Source organism: Shewanella psychrophila (assembly GCF_002005305.1).
Lineage (GTDB): Bacteria > Pseudomonadota > Gammaproteobacteria > Enterobacterales > Shewanellaceae > Shewanella > Shewanella psychrophila.
The window spans coordinates 5229732-5247554 of record NZ_CP014782.1 but is presented as its reverse complement, the minus strand read 5'-3'; the positions used below and the strand labels follow the sequence as shown (position 1 = coordinate 5247554).

Here is a 17823-nt window from a genome sequence, read left to right as displayed (position 1 = left end):
CATCACAGAATTAACATATTAAGTAACAGAGTATCACCTGTGCTAGCTTTAGGTAGGTTTTTCACTTCATTTGATGCAAAGTGATACAGTCGGGATGCTATTGTTTCCTCTGGGTAGTCTTTCTGTTTTTGATTGTGTGTTGCGTGGTATTTAAGTGTTGCTGAGGTGTTCTTGTTTTGTGTTTTAGCTTAATGTCTGGGCTGTTCGCATATTTTTAGTAATTGAATTTGTTGTTCATTTAAGCTGGCATCTCTAGGTAGGGCTAATCCGACAGTTCGCTTCAGTTCGATATCCTGAAGTGGTCTGAAGGTAATATTTCGCTGCTCAAGTAACGCGGGGAGAGCCGGTATTAAGGCGATACCTAGGCCTGCAGCGACTAAGCCAACTGCGTATTCGACGGTCTGAATTCTGGCTCTGACCTGTACTTGTATACCTTCCAGATCCATTAATTGTTGCAGACTCGACAACGCCTCACAGGGAGCACGGTGAATAAAGGCTTGCTGATCTAAATCCTGTAGGCGTATTTGTGTCTGTAGACTCAAGCTGAATGAGGAAGGGATAGCCAGCAGGTAGTCATCATGCCAGATAGGATAAAAGTTTTCCCCTGTGGTCAAATCACTGGTGGTTATAATTCTCGCTTCGGCATCTTCATTGGCTTCGACAAGTGTTAACTCCATATCGGCACAGGTATTGGTAAAATCCTTCAGCAGTTCACTCATCCTATGAACCCCTAACGAGCGGATTAACCCCAGTCTAAAGGGAGTCTGTTGTTGAGGTTGTTTGAATAGAGATTCGATGGCCTGAGATTCATTGAGTAGTTTCTGCGCCAGAGGATAAAGCCTAAGCCCCGAATCTGTTGGACTGACACCTTTTCCATGGCGATGGAAAAGTTGTGTATCTAGTTGGGTCTCTAATTGCGATATCGCAGCCGAGATAGAGGGTTGGGCGATAAAACACTCTTTGGCGGCACCACTAATACTGCCTCTCTCTACCACGGCGACAAAATAATTGAGCGATCTTAGATTCACGTTAACCTCTAGGTCAGATATAGGTATTTCCTATAGATGCTAAAGAAAAAGAATATTTCTCCTAATGGTTAATTATGCCTATGCTAGAAAAATTAGGAAATGGTTATTTTGTAGACTCTAGTACCCATTTTCAGCAATCAGTAACAACCCAAAGGATAATATCATGGCAAGAGTGCATTTCGATTGGACCGATCCCCTGCAGTTTAACGCCCTACTCTCGGAAGAGGAACGCATGATCCGTGACAGTGTTCACGATTATGCCCAGGAAAAACTTATGCCTAGGGTGCTGATGGCCAACCGAAACGAGCACTTCGATCGGGAGATCATGAATGAGTTAGGAGAGCTAGGTTTACTGGGAGCAACTTTGCCTGAAAAGTATGACTGCTCCAATGTTAATTATGTCAGCTATGGTTTGGTGGCTCGTGAGATTGAACGGGTCGACAGTGGTTATCGTTCAGCCATGAGTGTGCAGTCTTCCTTAGTCATGCATCCTATCTACGCTTACGGTAGTGAAGAGCAGAGACTCAAGTATTTACCTAAATTGGCAAAGGGGGAGTGGATTGGCTGTTTCGGTCTGACTGAGCCCGATGTTGGTTCCGATCCAGGAGGAATGAAGACCCGCGCCGAACGTATCGATGGAGGCTATCGTCTCAATGGTGCCAAGATGTGGATCACTAACTCCCCAATTGCCGATGTGTTTATTGTCTGGGCTAAGCTAGAAGGAAAAATCAGGGGCTTCATCTTAGAAAAAGGCATGAAGGGGTTAAGCGCGCCTAAGATTGAGGGCAAGTTCTCACTTAGAGCCTCCATCACTGGCGAAATTGTCATGGACAATGTTGAGGTGCCTGAATCTGCTTTAATGCCTAATGTCGAAGGGCTAAAGGGGCCTTTTGGTTGTCTGAACAAGGCACGCTACGGAATCGCCTGGGGAGCGCTGGGTGCCGCCGAGTTCTGTTGGCATGGTGCACGTCAATATACATTAGACAGAATTCAGTTTAATCGTCCATTAGCTGCCAATCAGCTGATCCAAAAGAAACTAGCCGATATGCAGACTGAGATAACCTTAGGCTTGTTTGCCTGCTTACAGGCGGGGCGTCTGATGGATCAAGATGCCTTACCTGTTGAAGCTATCTCGCTGATAAAGCGAAATTCCTGTGGCAAGGCGTTAGATATAGCTCGTATGTCTCGGGATATGCATGGTGGCAATGGCATCTCAGATGAGTTCCATATCATACGTCATGTTATGAATCTGGAGGCGGTGAATACCTACGAGGGCACTCACGATATCCATGCACTTATCTTAGGTCGAGCGCAAACAGGCATTCAGGCATTTGGATAAGTAGAAATAAAAAGGAGCCTAAGGCTCCTTTTTTGTCTTTGGAACTTTGATTATAGGTAGATTATGGAAGATAGAGCCCTGGTATTGGATCGCCGTTTCCTTGAGCGTGTGCAGAAGCTCGAATTTAGCGATATCGGTGAAGGTTGGAACCATCAAAGGATAGGGTTAACTGACAGTGATTTTATTGGCTTGTTCGAATCCCAGCTTAAGAGCCGTTTATTGGACTTGGAGTCGAGGAAAATGAAGGGCCGCAATCAGGGCTTCTATACCATAGGCAGCTCAGGCCATGAGGGAAATGCCGCCTATGGACTGGCTTTTAGACCTACAGATATGGCGTTCCTGCATTATCGCAGCTGTGCCTTCATGTTAGAGCGAGGCAGGCAAGTCCCGGGGGAAACCTTGCTATACGACATCTTGCTCTCATTTGCCGCATCCAGCGACGATCCTACCTCGGGTGGCCGTCATAAGGTATTGGGCAGTAAGCGTCTCAATATTCCGCCGCAAACCTCGACCATAGCCTCTCATCTTCCCAAAGCCGTAGGGGCAGCCTTAAGTATTCCGTTAACCGACCGCCTGTCATTGGCATCGAATATGCCGACTGACAGCGTAGTGCTGTGTAATTTTGGTGATGCTTCGGCAAATCATGCCAGTGCCCAGAGTGCGATTAACTCGGCTTGTTGGGCCGCGTACCAACAAGTGCCCATGCCTCTGGTTTTTATCTGTGAAGACAATGGTATCGGCATATCGACGCCTACTCCTAAGGGCTGGATCTCAGCTAATTTTAGCCAGAGGCCAGGTCTTAAATATTTTTGTTGTGACGGCAGGGATATTCTGGACTGTTATAAAATCAGTAAGGAGGCGGCCGACTTCGCTCGTGTTCATCGTAAACCTGTGTTTTTACACGTTCGCGCTGTCCGCCTAATGGGGCATGCCGGCAGTGATGCCGAGATAGCTTATATGAAGAAACAGCAGATCTTCGATAATGAATCTCAAGACCCCTTATTGGTATCGGCTCAGCAACTCATTGAAGCGGGAGTGATGAATAGCGAGCAGATAATCTCTCTCTATCTCAGTCTCAAGGCGCGTATCGAGGCCATTTCGCGCATCGCCGTGACACGGCCTAAGCTCAGAGATGTTAACCAGGCTATGAAAGCTATTGTTCCACCTAAATGCAGGCTAGAGTCTATACCCTACTTGGAGGAGGAGCGCAGAAGCATCTTGTTAAAGGCGGATAAGCAATCCCTAATCAAACCTCTACATATGGGCAAGATGATCAACCTAGCGTTGACAGAATTGATGGCCAGATACAGCAATATTGTCGTGTGCGGTGAGGATGTGGGTAAAAAAGGGGGCGTGTATCATGTGACTTCACGCCTGGTTGAGCGCTTCAGCCCAAACCGAGTTATCAATACCTTGTTGGATGAAACCTCTATTTTAGGTCTCGCCATCGGCATGGCTCATAACGGTATTTTGCCAATCCCAGAGATCCAATTTTTGGCCTATGTACACAATGCCGAAGATCAGATAAGAGGTGAGGCGGCGACCTTGCCTTTCTTCTCCGATGGGCAATTTACCAACCCTATGGTGATTAGAATAGCGGGGCTGGCCTATCAGAAAGGCTTCGGTGGCCATTTTCATAATGATAACTCCTTCGCGGTTTTCAGGGATATACCCGGCCTCATCATTGCGTGTCCGTCAAACGGTCATGATGCCGTAGAGATGCTCAGAGAATGCGTTCGCTTAGCCCGAGAAGAGCAGAGGGTAGTGATCTTCCTCGAACCGATTGCCTTGTATATGACTAAAGATCTGCACAAAAAGGATGATGGCCTCTGGTCCAGCCATTATCTGCCGGAACAAGAGGCTAAGCCTGTCGCGTTAGGAGAAATTGCTCAGTATGGCGAGGGGATGGATCTGTGCATTATCAGTTATGCCAATGGTTACTATCTGAGCCGTCAGGCTGAGAAAGTGCTAGCGGCTACGGGCCTCAATGTGCGTGTACTCGATATCCGTTGGTTAGCGCCGCTGAATATGCAAGCCATCATCAACAGTGCTAAGGAGTGTCATCACATTCTGATTGTCGATGAGTGTAGAAAAACTGGCTCCATCAGTGAGGCGATAATTTCAGGTTTCCATGAAGCGCTAGGCAATGAATGCCCACCACTGGCCAGATTAACAGCTGAAGATTGTTTTATCCCACTGGCCGATGCGGCAACTTTGCCCCTACCTAGTAGAGACAGCATCGTAGAGGCGGCTTTGGCTTTGATTGGCAAAGAACTCAATCATCAGTTGCTTAAAGAGGCTTTGTAACATGACTATGAATATGGAAAATCAAGCAGCGGCAAACGATCAAGCCGATCAGGTGGTTAATAAGCCTAGGGAGAGAGTCGTGGTCGTTGCGCCTGGCCGCGGCTGTTATAACAAGGATGAGTTAGGGTATCTGAAACGTTTCCACTCAGATAAACAAGCATTTATTGCTGGTATAGATCAATACCGAGAGGATCTAAAGCAAACGGGGATAGCTAAAATCGATGGTGCGGCTAAGTACTCCTTTAAACAGCATACCCCAGGGGAAAATGCCTCTGCCCTCATCTATGCCTGTTCAGTATGTGACTTTATGGATATCGATACCGAGCGTTATGAAGTGGTTGCAGTAACCGGGAATTCCATGGGCTGGTATATTGCTTTGGCCTGCGCCAGCGCTTTGGATGGCGATGCCGCCATCGATGTGATTAATACCATGGGATCTATGATGCAAGGTGGCTTAATTGGTGGTCAACTCATCTATCCCGAGATAGATAGTCAGTGGAGGCATGATACTGAGATATCTTCTCTTATCGACAGGATTATCGAGACTATCTGTGATGAAGATGGCTGTGAACTTTTCACCTCTATTTACCTAGGTGGCTATCGGGTACTTGCGGGGAATGAAGCAGGGCTGAAACGAGCCGAGGAGATGCTGCCCCAGATAGAAGAGCGCTATCCTATGCGTTTATATAATCATGGTGCTTTTCATTCTCCCTTGTTAGAGCAAGTGTCTGAGAAAGGCTTTGCCTCACTGGCTGAGTATCTATTCTCTAAGCCAAAGATCCCTTTGATCGATGGAGAAGGCAGAATATGGACGCCCTATGGCACAGATTGTTCGAAACTAAGAGAATACACCTTAGGGGATCAGGTTACTAAGCCCTATGATTTTTCCAAGGCAGTGCAGGTGGCGGTGAAAGAATTTGCCCCGGATAAGGTTATTGTGCTTGGCCCTGGTAACACCTTAGGTGGGCCGACAGCGCAAGCGCTAATCGATTTAAACTGGTTCGGCTGGTCGAATAAAGTTGAGTTCTCAGCAGATCAGCAAGCATCGCCTAAGATGCTGGCTATGGGGAATGATGAGCAGCGAAGTTTATGCACGGCTAAATAGATGAGCTTAGCCCCTCGAATAATAAGTGGTTAACTCGAGGGGTTATTTTACATTTATATCGATTGGTATTAAATTGCCGTTCGACTGACGGCATCTAATATTTCGTGCTTAGATGAAGGTTTTAAAATATAGCCTTGCAATCCCTGTTCAGCCCATTTTTTTATGAGTTCTTTGTTCTTGTTTCCTGTCAGTGCTATAACAGGGACCTCTTCTCCACCATTAATGGTCTTAATCTGCTTTGTGGTATTAATGCCATCTAAATTAGGCATGAAAAGATCCATTAAGATGAGTGAGTATTGGTTATTTCTAATCTTTGTTAACGCGCTCAAGCCATCGGCGGCCTCGTCGACTCGATAGGCTTCTTTAGTCAGCACTTTTACAAGCATTTCTCGATAAATTTGGTTGTCTTCTACAACTAAAATACGTTTAGCGTTATCAGTAATCTCTATGGTTTCTTCAGAGAGACTGGCCTCTGGAGATAAAGCCTCTAAGATCATTTGTGGATCCAAAGCTTTGATACTGCTCATCTCTAAAGATCTATTTTCCAAGTCTTTAAGCCCAAGCTGTTTTGCCAGCAATTGTTGTAGCATACCGTCTAAGCCTATCTTGATATTGCTTTCTAGTTCTGCAAGTAAAGGCTCAATGTGAGTTTTATTCATTTTTTCTATTAGGGCTTTGGAGGAAATATTTGCTCGTTTATTCTCTTCAATTAGGCTTGCTTCGGCCTTTTTCATCTGTTGCTTACATTTGGATATTGAGTCCAGCAGTGATTGTTTACATTCTCCACCCGCATCGATTAACGCGGTTAATTCTTCTCCGATAAATTCAAATTGTTCTTCATTGAATCCTTTATATTGTTCTACAGACTGACTGATTTGCAATCCGTTATGGACAATCATTTTTAATCGGAACTTTTCGTATAAAGGTTGGTAAACGAAATAGTTGTCAAACAACCCCTTGATGCAGCATCGAAATGCGACTCCAGACTCTCGATTCTTACACAGCAAAATACCGTAGTGAGGGTAATCTACATGCAGATCATTGATGAGTTTAGTATAGAGTTCAATGCTGCGTTGAACGTTGGCAAGAGCGAATAAGAGAACCGAAGGCTTGATGATTTGTATTTTATCGCCAATCTCGCTGTTGAGCATTACGGTTCTATATTCATCGACTTGATCGGCAATGATGCTTGCAGCCCCAAGAATGTCATCTTCATTTTCATAAATCATGATCACCTTAGGCTGGCGACAGGCTAGTTTGGCCTTATTTGTCATTACTTATCACTCCATATATTTGTTGCAGAGCTACTTTCGTTTTTAGAATAAGTTCTCGGCATTCAGGTTTATTGTGTTCTGAACCTGATACTTCTAATGCCTGTAGTAAATGAGATATTTGTTCTGCGCCAACGGCTTTGGCTGAGGTCTTAAGAAAGTGAGCCTCTTCTTTAATTTCATGCAATCGACTCGTGTTATACATATCGGCAATGTTCTGTAATGAGATTTTAGCTTGGTTTAAAAAATCGATTTCAAACTGTTTAATGAGATCTGGCTCATCTCCAATGAGATCAATCATGATATTCCTATTTAAGATATGACGAGTCCCTTCGTTCATAGTTAAAGCTCCTTACATATTTTCAATGTTTAAAATATTCTTTGGACAAAATGCAAGCTCATAGTTAACTTCATTCTTGTTGGTTTTCTAAGTACCACTTCTTCATAACTTTCTTTAAATCATTTAATATTATAGGTTTACTGACAAAGTCATTCATGCCAGTAGAATAGCAATATTCAGCATCTCCACTCATGGCGGCACCTGTTATCGCAACGATCGGAATGGCTTTTTTTTGTTGTTGCTGTTCAATATCTCTGATTTTCTTAGTCATATGATAGCCGTCTAGGTTAGGCATATGGCAATCGGTAAGTATGATTTTATAGTCTATGGCTTGCCATTTTTCTATGCCATGAAGACCATCGTCAGCCAGATCACATAGGTAACCTAAAGCGGCTAATTGTTTGGCGATCAATCTTTGATTCAAAGGGTTATCTTCCACAACTAAGATATCTGCATGCTTATTTTTGTTTGTGGGACTATTGATTCTCGCCATTAAGTTATCGGTTTCTATTTCATCAAGATCTAGGCATATTTCTTGATCTATGACTTTTTTAATTGATGCGACTAACTGGCTGCGAGTCATAGGATCGATTGATACCAATAAACTTTGTGGCATAAGTCTTCTGGTCTGACTTATTTGTGAAGACATAACACCTATGATTAAGTTTGAAGCGAATTGATGGTCTTGGTATATATTGAGGAGGGTCTGTTGGTAGTCATCCAAATTACAACATAGTAATAGTACAGCATCATTTTCTTTGATTGCTAAATTAATATCTGCAATGTCATAGTGAGCCACTCTGCTTTTTTCAGCGATTAAGTGCTTACTTATATTTTTAGATCGCTGCTCTACGTGATCACAAAGCTGAATGAGTGCGAGTTTAGAACTTGATAATTGATAGTTATCATCTGCTTTTTTAGAGTGCCAGAAGGGGATCTCAACTCTAAAAGATGAACCTTCACCAGGAGTGCTGGACAACTCAATTAATCCGCCCATTAAGTTAATCAGTTTTCCGCAAATGGCCAGACCTAATCCGGTTCCACCGTATTTACGGGTCGTAGAGCGCTGAGCTTGGGTGAATGGTGTGAATAGCTTTTTTTGAGTATCTTTATCTATTCCTATCCCATTATCGGTAATGGTAAAGGCAATGCGGAACACAATATTATTGTGTTCAATAATTTCTGACTTTAATTTTACCATTCCCATAGTGTCATCAAGACTCGAGGTAAATTTTATGGCATTACCGAGTAAGTTAAATAGCACCTGCCGAACTCTTAGTGCATCTCCTTCTACAAATCGTGGAATAGATGGATCTTCTTCAACAACAAGAATCACTCCTTTCTTGATCGCCACAGGCTGAAATATTTTTACGACATTATCTATGGTATCGGCTATTGAATAATCTCTTTCTTCGAGTTGCAACTTACCAGATTCAATTTTAGTGATATCAAGAATGTCATTTAAGATAGTGATTAAATTGCTGGCCGATGTCGCTGCTGTTTCAATTAGCTCTGTGGACTCAGGACTTTGCTTAGAGATAGTTAAAAGGTCTAAAGAGCCTATGACCGCATTCATGGGGGTTCTGAGTTCATGACTCATCATGGAAAGAAACTCACTTTTAGTTTGGTTAGCTTGTTCGGCCCTCTCTTTTGCTTGTTGTAGCTCTAAGGTACGTAAATTCACTCTGGCTTCGAGTTCATCATTGATTTCTTGTAGCTCTTCTTGTGCTTTGAATATGGGGGATTGATCGATGCAGACTCCATCAATACGAGATATTTTATTTATTTTATCTCGGCCGACTTTGCCCTTTCCTAATATGTATTTTATTTCACCTGAGGGTAAAATAGTGCGGTATTGCATGCTAAAACTCTCTCCAGTATTTAGAGAGTGTTGTACAGCCTCTAGCACTGCACTAGCATCTTCAGGGTGAAGCCTATCAACCCACCTCTGAAGGTGGCCTATATCTGAAGCTTGTAGAGCAAACATATCGTTTGCCCTCTCGTCCCAATCCCATGCCCATTCTTGATTTTCATCTAACTCTGCTCGCCAGTTGCCAATATTGCCAGCTTCCAGAGCTAAGTTTTTAGACTCTATGGCATTTCGTAAGGCGAGTATGTTCTCTTTCTCTTCGCTGCAATCAATTACAGAGCCTGTGATGGTGAATTTTTCTCCGTCGGATAGAAATGCTTCGCTATTAAGTTTGAACCAGCAAGTTTTACCTGCTTTATAGATACGAAATTCAAAGTTGAGGCGAGTGCCGGGTTTATATTCCTGTTTATTGAGTTGCTCAAAGTTTGCTCTGTCTTCTTCTATTACCAGGGCCTTAAATTGACACCAGCTAAGCTGAGTTTCAGATTTTATGCCGACAAGTTCTTTTAGTTTTAGAGAGAAGTAACTTAGCTCTGTTTCAGGTGTATATTCCCAAGTACCTATATCCGCTCCCTTTATTGCGTGATTTAATCTGTGTAATTTGTTTTTTATTAAATTGGTTCGTAACTGAGATTCACAACATGGATTAACTAATAGCCAAAATTCGTTTGGATTTTCAGGATTGAGGTTAATATTGACGCTAACACTGAACTTTTTGGTATTAATCACTAGGTAAGATAAAAAGTTATCTCTGTTATTGAGGTGCTCCAAAAAACGTGGCTGGCAGGAGGTGAGACCTATATCAAAAAAGTTAAAAAGAGTGTGAGCCATCATCTCATTGAAGTTGTTCGATGAAACTTGAAAAGTATGCCTAAAACATCGATTTGTCCCCATTACTCCTCCCAGTTTGTTACAAACAAGAATAGGGAAAGGGATGAGATTCACGGGAGGTTGTTGGTACATATCCTTTTGTACTCTTTCTGCACTTTATCCATAGAATTAAGCGTAGCACTTTTAGATATTTTCGCCTCACCGAGTAAGAGATGAGATTAACTATTAACAATAAGTCTCACTTTTTCAAAGCGAGACTTAAAAACGTATTTAAATATTGCAGTAACAGTGTAAATTAGATGGAGTAGAAGTTTATGACTAGATGGTAGTTGAAGGGGCAAAGGTGGATATACGAAAAAGTAATATCAGTGAAATTCGTCATAGTGATATTGATGACATAATAGCGATTAAGAATATCTATTCTCAACCTTCATGTTATAGCGGAACCTTACAACACCCTTTTCCCTCTTTGCAGCGTTGGCAGAAACGACTCAGTGATCTTCCGGAAAATTTTCACAGCTTGGTTGCAATTATTGATGGAGTGGTGGCGGGACAAATAGGCATGGAAGTGATGTCAAATCCTAGGCGTAAACATGTTGCCAACATAGGAATGGCGGTAGATGAGAAGTATCAGGGGCTGGGAGTAGGAGAAGCTCTGGTTAAGGCCATGGTGGAGCTCGCGCATAATTGGCTTGCGATAAGAAGAATCGAGCTTGAAGTCTATACCGATAACCATGCAGCCATTGCTCTCTATAAGCGTAACGGCTTTATTATAGAGGGAGAAGCCAGAGATTACGCCTTTAGAGGCGGAGAATATGTTGACGCCTTTATCATGGCAAATGTAAAAGAATCATAAAGCTTTACTGCATATAAAGGCTAATGCAGCCTCGTCGAGTACTTGTTTAGAGACATAGCTGGTGCCAGTTGGATGCTTAATGAGGAAGCCCCTGTCTGTGGTCACTATTTCAGAGACATCAGTCCATAATATCTGACTCTTAACATAGAAAGAGTGGCTGCTGACTCCTTGCTCATCTATGGTTAGCATCACTTCATTTCCGGCTGCTTTGCTCATCATCTGCCGCCACAACCACCATGTCTTTTTAAACTTCACATTTCCGCCTTCCAATACACCCAGCCCGATAACAAACCAGGAAGCATAAGCATTCATGCCTGTCAGCAACAGGGCTATCCCGATGAAAAAGAAGCCAATTGCTTTGGTGTATGCGCGCCATGAGGTGTCTATTGTGACTGACTCATCGAAACACTCACTGAAATGGGGTTTATCGAGAATATACTGAGTCGTGTAACTGAAAGGGGAGTTCATGGGAGTAAGCTATTATCAAATTTAATCTGAGTTTACCGTATCTCGGCTCAAATCTCTTGGTCTATCTGTGGTGATCCCTATATATGAAGCTAGACTTAATGTAATAAGTAAGCTGAGTGAAGCTCTTTTCTGGTGAGGCATAAAATGTCGTGTGTTCCTAAAGGTTATAAGAGTTACAAGTCGAGTGGCGTTTTTACCAGAGGCTCTATCCCAGAAAGTCTTGCACAGCCCCATTTTACTAAGACTGGGATCTACGAACAGATCCATGTTTTACAGGGCAAGGTGAGGTTTTACGGCTACCAAGGTAATCCTTTACAAGCAGAAAAAGAGGTTTTGATTAAAGCCGATGAAACAGCTATTTCTCATCCTAATTATTGGCACAAAATTGAACCTTTAACGGATGATACTCAGTTTGAAGTGACCTTCTATACTAAGTAGAAGCAGTTATAGCTTCTGTCTATTTTTAGCTCTTATGCTTTATTTAGTGTCTTAATCAGTTTAATTTGGCTAGGAAACCTTCAGTTAACAAATCTTAACATGACATTCACAGGGAGAGCGGGTACATTGGATATTCGTCGATAATGGATTAAGGAGAAGATATGTTAATGGGTAGCATAGCCGAACTATTCTTCTGGTTTTTCTGGGATTTTTTACTTTCTTTCGTTTTATACACGACAGGTGCCGTGGTGTTAAGAGTCGTGTCGTTTGGACGAATTCAGAAGCCTATTTTCGTCCCTGGTGTGTTCAGTAATGAAAAAAGGTTAGCGAGGAATGATTTTTTCTCTGCCTATATCTCAGGTTTTTTCTTCTACTTAGTTTTACTGGCATTAATTATCTGGTTAAAGTGATATCTAGGTAAGCCTCCTCAGGCAAACGCCTAATTGGGGCCGTATCTTTTTTAATCGGATATGGCCACAATTCTACTCGCTATTTCCAGCTACTAAGCTTCGTCATATCGATTTCTTTGTGAAGGTATATCACTTAGGTACTGCACTAATTCTACTTCATAGCCGTTTGGATCTAGGTAATAGACATTTCTTTTAAATTCATCGATCGCGCCATCCTTATCAGCCAAAAATCCTGCCAGAGCCAGACGTTCGATCACGGCATCAATATTATCGGTTACGAAGGCAAAGTGAGCCAAGCCGACCTGGTGACCCGTGAGATCTCGGTTTTGACCAACACCATCATCATTGAAGGTGAGATATTGGTAATCATCACCAAAATGTACCCAGTTTCTGGGCTTTCCATGCCATGTACCTTCTCCGCCACCACGTACTGACCAGTGGGGAAAGGCTGCTCGATAGAATTTGAGTGTCGTTGGGATATCTTCAACGACTAAATTTAAATGTTCCAGATGTAGCATAACTTGCTCCTTATTTTCGCTTTATAATTTGATGCTTTCCTAGCTCCTAATCTTTCACTTCTAGCCTTACATGCCGTAACAGTATTCCTGCTGTTTAGGGTATGGCTCATGTTCATGCCTATGCCTGATTGTAGCCAAGGCTTGGCTGTATTGGTGCAGCATATGCAGGCTGTAATCTATTCGTTGTCTGAGATCCCTCTCTCGCTCGTCTTGTGCTAATACAGGTTCATGTGAATGATTGAGTACTTCGGTGACATTGCGAATGATTAAATGGTCGGGTAGGGCAACCAATTTGTTATTTTTCAGCGCATTCATTCTGAGTTCTGCGATGGGGTAGGCACCACTTATTCCACTGACGACAGAGACTAACAGTGCCGGTTTATGGGCTGTGTCTTGGTTATCACACATCAGCAGGAAATTTTTGAGTAGTGGTGAGGCCATTCCCCCCCATTCCGGAGTGATTAAAATCAACGCATCGGCTTTTTTGACCTTGTGACCAATCATGGTCCAGGGACTGGCTTCTGCATATTTACTCTCCTGCTCGCCGTCCCAGAACGGTAGGTCGTAACGGCAAAGCTCTATATGGCTCACTTCTTCAAATTCTATAGATTGTTTGGCTAAATAATGTGCGACCTTAGCACTTTGTGATTCTGTTCTCTGGCTACCACTGACGATGAGCAACTTCATTTAATAAACCTTTTCCTTTATTAATTGTTTTGTAATGTAAATGCTTTACATAAGCTTGTAAAGGCTAAAGTAAATAAAAATGTTTACTTAATGTCTGGATAGGTAATAATGTAAGTGTGAAAAAAGGCGTAGAGAGGCATCATGAAAACCAGCGAAAAAATTATTCAACTGCTTAAGACTCAAGGTCCCCTCACTGCTAAAGTTTTAGCCAGTGAATTATCACTGACGACCATGGGTGTGCGTCAGCATATGCAAGGTTTAGAAGATGATGGCGATGTGAGCTTTGAAGATAAGAAGGCGGCTCGTGGACGCCCGACTCGATTTTGGTCTCTGACTTCTAAGAGTAATAGCCATTTTTCTGATCGCCATGAAGAACTCTCGGTTCAGTTGATAGATTCAGTTATCACAGTATTTGGGGATAGTGGACTAGAAAAGCTAATTACACACAGAGAGCAAGCCTCACTCTCACTCTATCAACAGAGTATGTCAGGTAAACACAGTCTTATTGATAAGCTTAATGCCTTAGCCGAGCTGAGAAGCCGCGAAGGTTATATGGCCACAATAGTTGAAGACGAGTCATGTTTTTGGCTAATGGAAAATCATTGTCCAATCTGCGCTGCTGCCAGTAAATGCCTTAATTTCTGTCGTTCTGAGCTTAACCTGTTTCAAACAATTTTAAATGATGAGGCCACCGTCAGCCGCGAAGAGCATATCATCGAGGGAGCGAGGCGCTGCGCCTACAAAGTGACTCCTTTATCTGCAGTTAAATCTTCGATTCAATAGGCTGAGGTTTAGAGGTTATGGAATCCAAACGAGCCAGATTAGACAGGTTCCTCAGCAGTGAGCTTAAGATCAATCGTAAAGATGTACGCTTGATGCTCGCCCAGAGCAGGGTCAGAGTAGACGGCACCGTGGCCAAAGATATACAGCAGCTGGTGGATGAGTTTTCTCACGTGTCTCTCGATGACAGGATCCTCAAGAGTAATACACCCAGTTATGTGATGCTCAATAAACCTGTGGGTGTGGTGAGTGCGACAAGGGATGCTAAACACAAGACAGTGATCGATCTGTTAGCACATCCTGTTAAATCTGAGCTGCATATTGTCGGTAGGCTCGACTTAAACACCTCTGGATTGGTGTTATTGACCAATGATGGTCGTTGGTCCAGAAAACTGATGTCTCCAGAGGCTAAAGTGGACAAGCGTTATCGGGTGACACTGCAAAACCCCCTTAGTGATGACTATATTCATGCCTTCGCCAAGGGCTTCTACTTTGAATTTGAAGATATTACTACTCAGGCGGCCAAGCTTGAAATTATCAGTGAGTACGTCGCCGAAGTGATTCTGACAGAAGGTAAATATCATCAAATTAAACGTATGTTTGGCCGTTTTCGTAATCCTGTCATCGGGCTACATCGCTGTTCAGTTGGCAAGCTGCTATTAGACCCTGACCTTCACGAGGGATCGAGCCGAAATCTTACTGCCGCAGAGGTGGACGGTATATTTGGTTAACCTTGTTTGATTTAGCTCCCGAAGGCTTATTGATAAATTTTTTGGCCTTTTTTGTATAGATAGATGAAGTGATTACTGTTTTTGATTACTCGATCACACTCTTTTTTTATTTGAGATTCAGATCACTTAAAGGTCGTTCTGCTAGCAAATGAACTAGTTTATCATTTACTTAAACACGCTAAAGATGTGAGGGATGTCGCCCTTGGTTGGCTTTTCGTGATCAAGATCTCGTGAGTGCGATTTGCTGCCTTATATTTATCTAGATGAAATACGCTATCGAATTGAAATTAAAAGAGTTAGTTATTTATCCGATGAAATCAATTCTTGAGGGATATTGAGTTTACCACTTTCTATTCTTTTGAAATTTAAAGACTATATCTTCTTCTGCCTGTTAATTGTACTGGGTTTATTCCAAGTGATTTTTAGCTTAATTGCTGATTACGCCTGTTTGATATGAATTTTTCCATCTTCTAAGATGCGCCGCGCAAATTCAAATTAAATTTCATTTATGATGGCAACTTACGTTGGCATCATAAATCGTTGCAATACTCCTTAGGGGAACTCGATGTCGACAAAACTTGCTAACCCAGCACCTTTAGGTTTGATGGGGTTCGGTATGACTACCGTCTTATTAAATATCCATAACGCAGGCTTCTTTCCGATCGACTCTATGATATTGGCCATGGGTATTTTCTATGGAGGAATAGCTCAGGTTATCGCAGGGATGATGTGTTTCAAACGTGGTGACACATTCGGCACGACAGCGTTCACCTCCTATGGCATGTTCTGGTTAACGTTAGTCGGTCTATTGATCATGCCCAAGTTTGGTCTGGCTGAGCCTAGCCCTGCCGGATTTATGGCCTGGTACCTACTACTTTGGGGGGGCTTTACCGCTTTCATGTTTATCGGTTCACTGCGCTACCCTAGAGCTAAACAAGTGGTATTTGGATCGCTCACTATTTTGTTCGGCTTGTTAGCTGCAAGAGATTTTACTGGTAGTGAGTTAATTGGAACCATAGCTGGCATAGAAGGGATCTTCTGTGGCGCGAGTGCTATCTATTTTGCAATGGCTCAGGTACTTAATGCCGAGTACGGTCGTACTATTTTACCTGTAGGTGAGATCAAGAAAACTTCATAGCTTGTTATTTTTAGCTGTAAAAGTGAAAGGGGTGTTAGCCCCTTTGTCGTCAATCTTCTTAGCCTTGCTGCTTAGCTTCTCTGTAATTTCAATAACCATTTGCCGTAGAGGAAGATACCCACGGCGGAAATGGTGCCTATGGCAGCTATGATATACCAGGCCATGCCGATATTGTGGGTATTGTAGAGCAGAGTCGTTAGCTCTTGAGCTGGCTCTCCAGTGTAGGCTACGAGTGTTGTAAAGGCTTCACCCTGTGGGATCGCACTAACATCACTAGCACTCATGCCGCGCTCTTTGAGTAGGTCTAATGAGAAGATCTCTTTCGATGCATACATCTCATAGAGTTTAGGGCCGAAGAAACCTTCCAGTGTCCAGCCTATACCTTGGGGCAGCATCACAAAGCCCAGATACATGGCCTTCTTGCCTTCTGGGGCTATGTTACCCATAAACTCATTCTTCTTCGGGCTGATCATCATCTCACCAAACGAGAACATGACGATGGCCAATACCATCATCCAGGCGGCGTTAGTGGCGCCAATAACGACGAAAGCTAAGATACTTAATAAGCACCCTGCCAACATTGCTGTGGTAATACGATATTTAGCCGTGAGGGCGGCAACTAGGAAACATGAGGTCATTATCATGCCTGCATTAAGGTTGAGCATGCCTTCTGGCATGACCTTAGTCCCGGTGTTATCGAGTCCAAGCCAGAATTGCAGTATTCCGTTTGATGTCCCATCGGGGCCAAATAATGAGGTCACGATAACGCTAGTATCTACCCACTCGGCAATATGGATTGGCAGAACATCAAACAGTGAGTTAAATAGGAACCAAAACCCCGCAAATACCAGCATGTAGTAGATGACAATAGGTTTCTTAAGTTCGTGGAGGGCATCTCTCCAGAGCGCTACTTGGTGGATTTCACCGGATTTAATCTTACGGTTGCGCTCTAATCGCGCCTCTTTTCCTGGCTCTTTGTAAGCAAGTAAAAATAGGAAGTTAAGGGAGATAATAGCGGCACAGGCGTAAAATACATTATCCCAGGATAGCTGACGCATATGCACGGCAACCAGAGGTCCTAAGAAGCCGCCAATATTCACTACCTGATAGAATATACCCCAGGCCATAGAGGTGTTCTGCCTCCCCGTTGAGAGGACCAAGGTGCCCTGGATCCCAGGTTTAAAGACCCCAGTACCGGCGGCGAGTAATATAGCGCCGAAGAGGAAACCATAAAAACTCGGGAAAAAGGCCATCACTAAATAACCGCAAATCTTGATTATGGTTGAGGCAAAAATGGTTTCCTTGTAGCCGACTCGGTCAGAAATCCCGCCAGTAAATACCGGGATAAATGTCTGCATCATTGCCCAGATACCGATAATCACGCCATAGTCGCTGAGGCTGATACCGAGGCCGCCTTCAGAGACTGGTGCTTTGGCATAAAGACCCGCACTGGCTTTAACACCATAGTAGGCAATGCGCTCAACGAGCTCCATGCCACCCACTATCCAGAAAATATAACTTAAGCTGGCTATGGAAGCCCACATGCCTAGCTGTTTCACTTCCCGCAGATCATTGTCTGCATAAGCATCTTTGGAATTGCTCATTTTCTTCCTTCAAATATTATAATTATTAGTTTGTTCTTAAGCCTGCTTGCAACTAAAGATGTGTTCATGTTGATTTTTATGTTTTAAACGCACATCTTGTCT

General features: G+C 43.1%; 17 protein-coding genes. 9 read left to right on the top strand and 8 right to left on the bottom strand.

Features of this window, described 5'->3' with window-relative positions; genetic code table 11:
• Positions 1–188: 188 nt before the first annotated feature.
• The gene (locus sps_RS22765) at positions 189–1028 is read right to left on the bottom strand and encodes a LysR family transcriptional regulator (RefSeq protein WP_077754567.1); all 840 of its coding nucleotides are present in this window, start codon (positions 1026–1028) and stop codon (positions 189–191) included.
• 163 nt (positions 1029–1191) lie between these two features.
• Between sps_RS22765 and sps_RS22760 the strand changes: the two genes are divergently transcribed.
• From sps_RS22760 to sps_RS22750, 3 genes are all read left to right on the top strand, one after another.
• Complete coding sequence (locus sps_RS22760; protein ID WP_077754566.1) at positions 1192–2367, top strand: acyl-CoA dehydrogenase; 1176 nt, start codon at positions 1192–1194, stop codon at positions 2365–2367.
• Between the two features lie 63 nt (positions 2368–2430).
• Positions 2431–4674, top strand: a complete 2244-nt coding sequence (locus tag sps_RS22755; protein WP_077754565.1) for a thiamine pyrophosphate-dependent enzyme — start codon at positions 2431–2433, stop codon at positions 4672–4674.
• A 1-nt stretch (position 4675) separates the two neighbouring features.
• Positions 4676–5779 carry an ACP S-malonyltransferase gene (locus sps_RS22750; protein ID WP_077754564.1) on the top strand — a complete coding sequence of 368 codons (1104 nt, stop codon included), beginning with the start codon at positions 4676–4678 and terminating at the stop codon, positions 5777–5779.
• A 68-nt stretch (positions 5780–5847) separates the two neighbouring features.
• On the opposite strand, the gene sps_RS22745 is transcribed toward sps_RS22750, so the two are convergent.
• From sps_RS22745 to sps_RS22735, 3 genes are all read right to left on the bottom strand, one after another.
• Positions 5848–7053, bottom strand: a complete 1206-nt coding sequence (locus sps_RS22745) for a response regulator (RefSeq protein WP_077754563.1) — start codon at positions 7051–7053, stop codon at positions 5848–5850.
• Complete coding sequence (locus sps_RS22740; protein WP_077754562.1) at positions 7043–7390, bottom strand: Hpt domain-containing protein; 348 nt, start codon at positions 7388–7390, stop codon at positions 7043–7045. Before sps_RS22740 ends, sps_RS22745 begins: the two co-directional genes overlap by 11 nt.
• A 70-nt stretch (positions 7391–7460) precedes the next feature.
• Positions 7461–10154 carry a PAS domain-containing hybrid sensor histidine kinase/response regulator gene (locus sps_RS22735; RefSeq protein ID WP_237157922.1) on the bottom strand — a complete coding sequence of 898 codons (2694 nt, stop codon included), beginning with the start codon at positions 10152–10154 and terminating at the stop codon, positions 7461–7463.
• Positions 10155–10434: 280 nt separating this feature from the next.
• Here sps_RS22735 and sps_RS22730 point away from each other — a divergent pair, with 280 nt between their 5' ends.
• The gene (locus tag sps_RS22730) at positions 10435–10947 is read left to right on the top strand and encodes a GNAT family N-acetyltransferase (RefSeq protein WP_418346687.1); all 513 of its coding nucleotides are present in this window, start codon (positions 10435–10437) and stop codon (positions 10945–10947) included.
• Here the strand turns inward: sps_RS22730 and sps_RS22725 are convergent.
• Positions 10942–11415, bottom strand: coding sequence for a YcxB family protein (locus sps_RS22725; protein ID WP_077754559.1), 474 nt, complete (start codon positions 11413–11415; stop codon positions 10942–10944). The genes sps_RS22730 and sps_RS22725 overlap by 6 nt on opposite strands.
• A gap of 144 nt (positions 11416–11559) precedes the next feature.
• Between sps_RS22725 and sps_RS22720 the strand changes: the two genes are divergently transcribed.
• On the top strand, positions 11560–11853 hold the full coding sequence (locus sps_RS22720) for a TehB-like domain-containing protein (protein WP_077754558.1): 294 nt from the start codon (positions 11560–11562) through the stop codon (positions 11851–11853).
• Positions 11854–12014: 161 nt separating this feature from the next.
• The gene (locus tag sps_RS22715; protein WP_077754557.1) at positions 12015–12263 is read left to right on the top strand and encodes a hypothetical protein; all 249 of its coding nucleotides are present in this window, start codon (positions 12015–12017) and stop codon (positions 12261–12263) included.
• 92 nt (positions 12264–12355) lie between these two features.
• Here sps_RS22715 and sps_RS22710 read toward each other — a convergent pair whose 3' ends face one another.
• Together sps_RS22710 and sps_RS22705 are read right to left on the bottom strand one after the other, a co-directional pair.
• Positions 12356–12781: a VOC family protein gene (locus tag sps_RS22710; protein WP_077754556.1), complete on the bottom strand. Its 426-nt coding sequence runs from the start codon at positions 12779–12781 to the stop codon at positions 12356–12358.
• Between the two features lie 66 nt (positions 12782–12847).
• Entirely contained in the window at positions 12848–13468 is a 621-nt protein-coding gene (locus sps_RS22705) for an NAD(P)H-dependent oxidoreductase (RefSeq protein WP_077754555.1), read from the bottom strand.
• 141 nt (positions 13469–13609) lie between these two features.
• On the opposite strand from sps_RS22705, the gene sps_RS22700 reads away from it, so the two are divergent.
• The 3 genes from sps_RS22700 (at position 13610) to sps_RS22690 (ending at position 16117) form a co-directional block, all read left to right on the top strand.
• On the top strand, positions 13610–14251 hold the full coding sequence (locus sps_RS22700) for a helix-turn-helix transcriptional regulator (protein ID WP_077754554.1): 642 nt from the start codon (positions 13610–13612) through the stop codon (positions 14249–14251).
• A 17-nt stretch (positions 14252–14268) separates the two neighbouring features.
• Positions 14269–14979, top strand: coding sequence for a pseudouridine synthase (locus tag sps_RS22695; protein ID WP_077754553.1), 711 nt, complete (start codon positions 14269–14271; stop codon positions 14977–14979).
• A gap of 565 nt (positions 14980–15544) precedes the next feature.
• Positions 15545–16117, top strand: a complete 573-nt coding sequence (locus tag sps_RS22690) for an acetate uptake transporter (RefSeq protein ID WP_077754552.1) — start codon at positions 15545–15547, stop codon at positions 16115–16117.
• A 71-nt stretch (positions 16118–16188) separates the two neighbouring features.
• On the opposite strand, the gene sps_RS22685 is transcribed toward sps_RS22690, so the two are convergent.
• Positions 16189–17721 carry an MFS transporter gene (locus sps_RS22685; RefSeq protein ID WP_077754551.1) on the bottom strand — a complete coding sequence of 511 codons (1533 nt, stop codon included), beginning with the start codon at positions 17719–17721 and terminating at the stop codon, positions 16189–16191.
• Positions 17722–17823 lie beyond the last annotated feature (102 nt).

Coding starts and splice junctions, on each gene's coding strand:
- sps_RS22735 (WP_237157922.1), bottom strand. CDS start 10,154: ATGGGGACAAATCGATGTTTTAGGCATACTTTTCAAGTTTCATCGAAC.
- sps_RS22715 (WP_077754557.1), top strand. CDS start 12,015: ATGTTAATGGGTAGCATAGCCGAACTATTCTTCTGGTTTTTCTGGGAT.
- sps_RS22695 (WP_077754553.1), top strand. CDS start 14,269: ATGGAATCCAAACGAGCCAGATTAGACAGGTTCCTCAGCAGTGAGCTT.
- sps_RS22720 (WP_077754558.1), top strand. CDS start 11,560: ATGTCGTGTGTTCCTAAAGGTTATAAGAGTTACAAGTCGAGTGGCGTT.
- sps_RS22755 (WP_077754565.1), top strand. CDS start 2,431: ATGGAAGATAGAGCCCTGGTATTGGATCGCCGTTTCCTTGAGCGTGTG.
- sps_RS22760 (WP_077754566.1), top strand. CDS start 1,192: ATGGCAAGAGTGCATTTCGATTGGACCGATCCCCTGCAGTTTAACGCC.
- sps_RS22745 (WP_077754563.1), bottom strand. CDS start 7,053: ATGACAAATAAGGCCAAACTAGCCTGTCGCCAGCCTAAGGTGATCATG.
- sps_RS22750 (WP_077754564.1), top strand. CDS start 4,676: ATGACTATGAATATGGAAAATCAAGCAGCGGCAAACGATCAAGCCGAT.
- sps_RS22700 (WP_077754554.1), top strand. CDS start 13,610: ATGAAAACCAGCGAAAAAATTATTCAACTGCTTAAGACTCAAGGTCCC.
- sps_RS22725 (WP_077754559.1), bottom strand. CDS start 11,415: ATGAACTCCCCTTTCAGTTACACGACTCAGTATATTCTCGATAAACCC.
- sps_RS22705 (WP_077754555.1), bottom strand. CDS start 13,468: ATGAAGTTGCTCATCGTCAGTGGTAGCCAGAGAACAGAATCACAAAGT.
- sps_RS22685 (WP_077754551.1), bottom strand. CDS start 17,721: ATGAGCAATTCCAAAGATGCTTATGCAGACAATGATCTGCGGGAAGTG.
- sps_RS22740 (WP_077754562.1), bottom strand. CDS start 7,390: ATGAACGAAGGGACTCGTCATATCTTAAATAGGAATATCATGATTGAT.
- sps_RS22710 (WP_077754556.1), bottom strand. CDS start 12,781: ATGCTACATCTGGAACATTTAAATTTAGTCGTTGAAGATATCCCAACG.
- sps_RS22690 (WP_077754552.1), top strand. CDS start 15,545: ATGTCGACAAAACTTGCTAACCCAGCACCTTTAGGTTTGATGGGGTTC.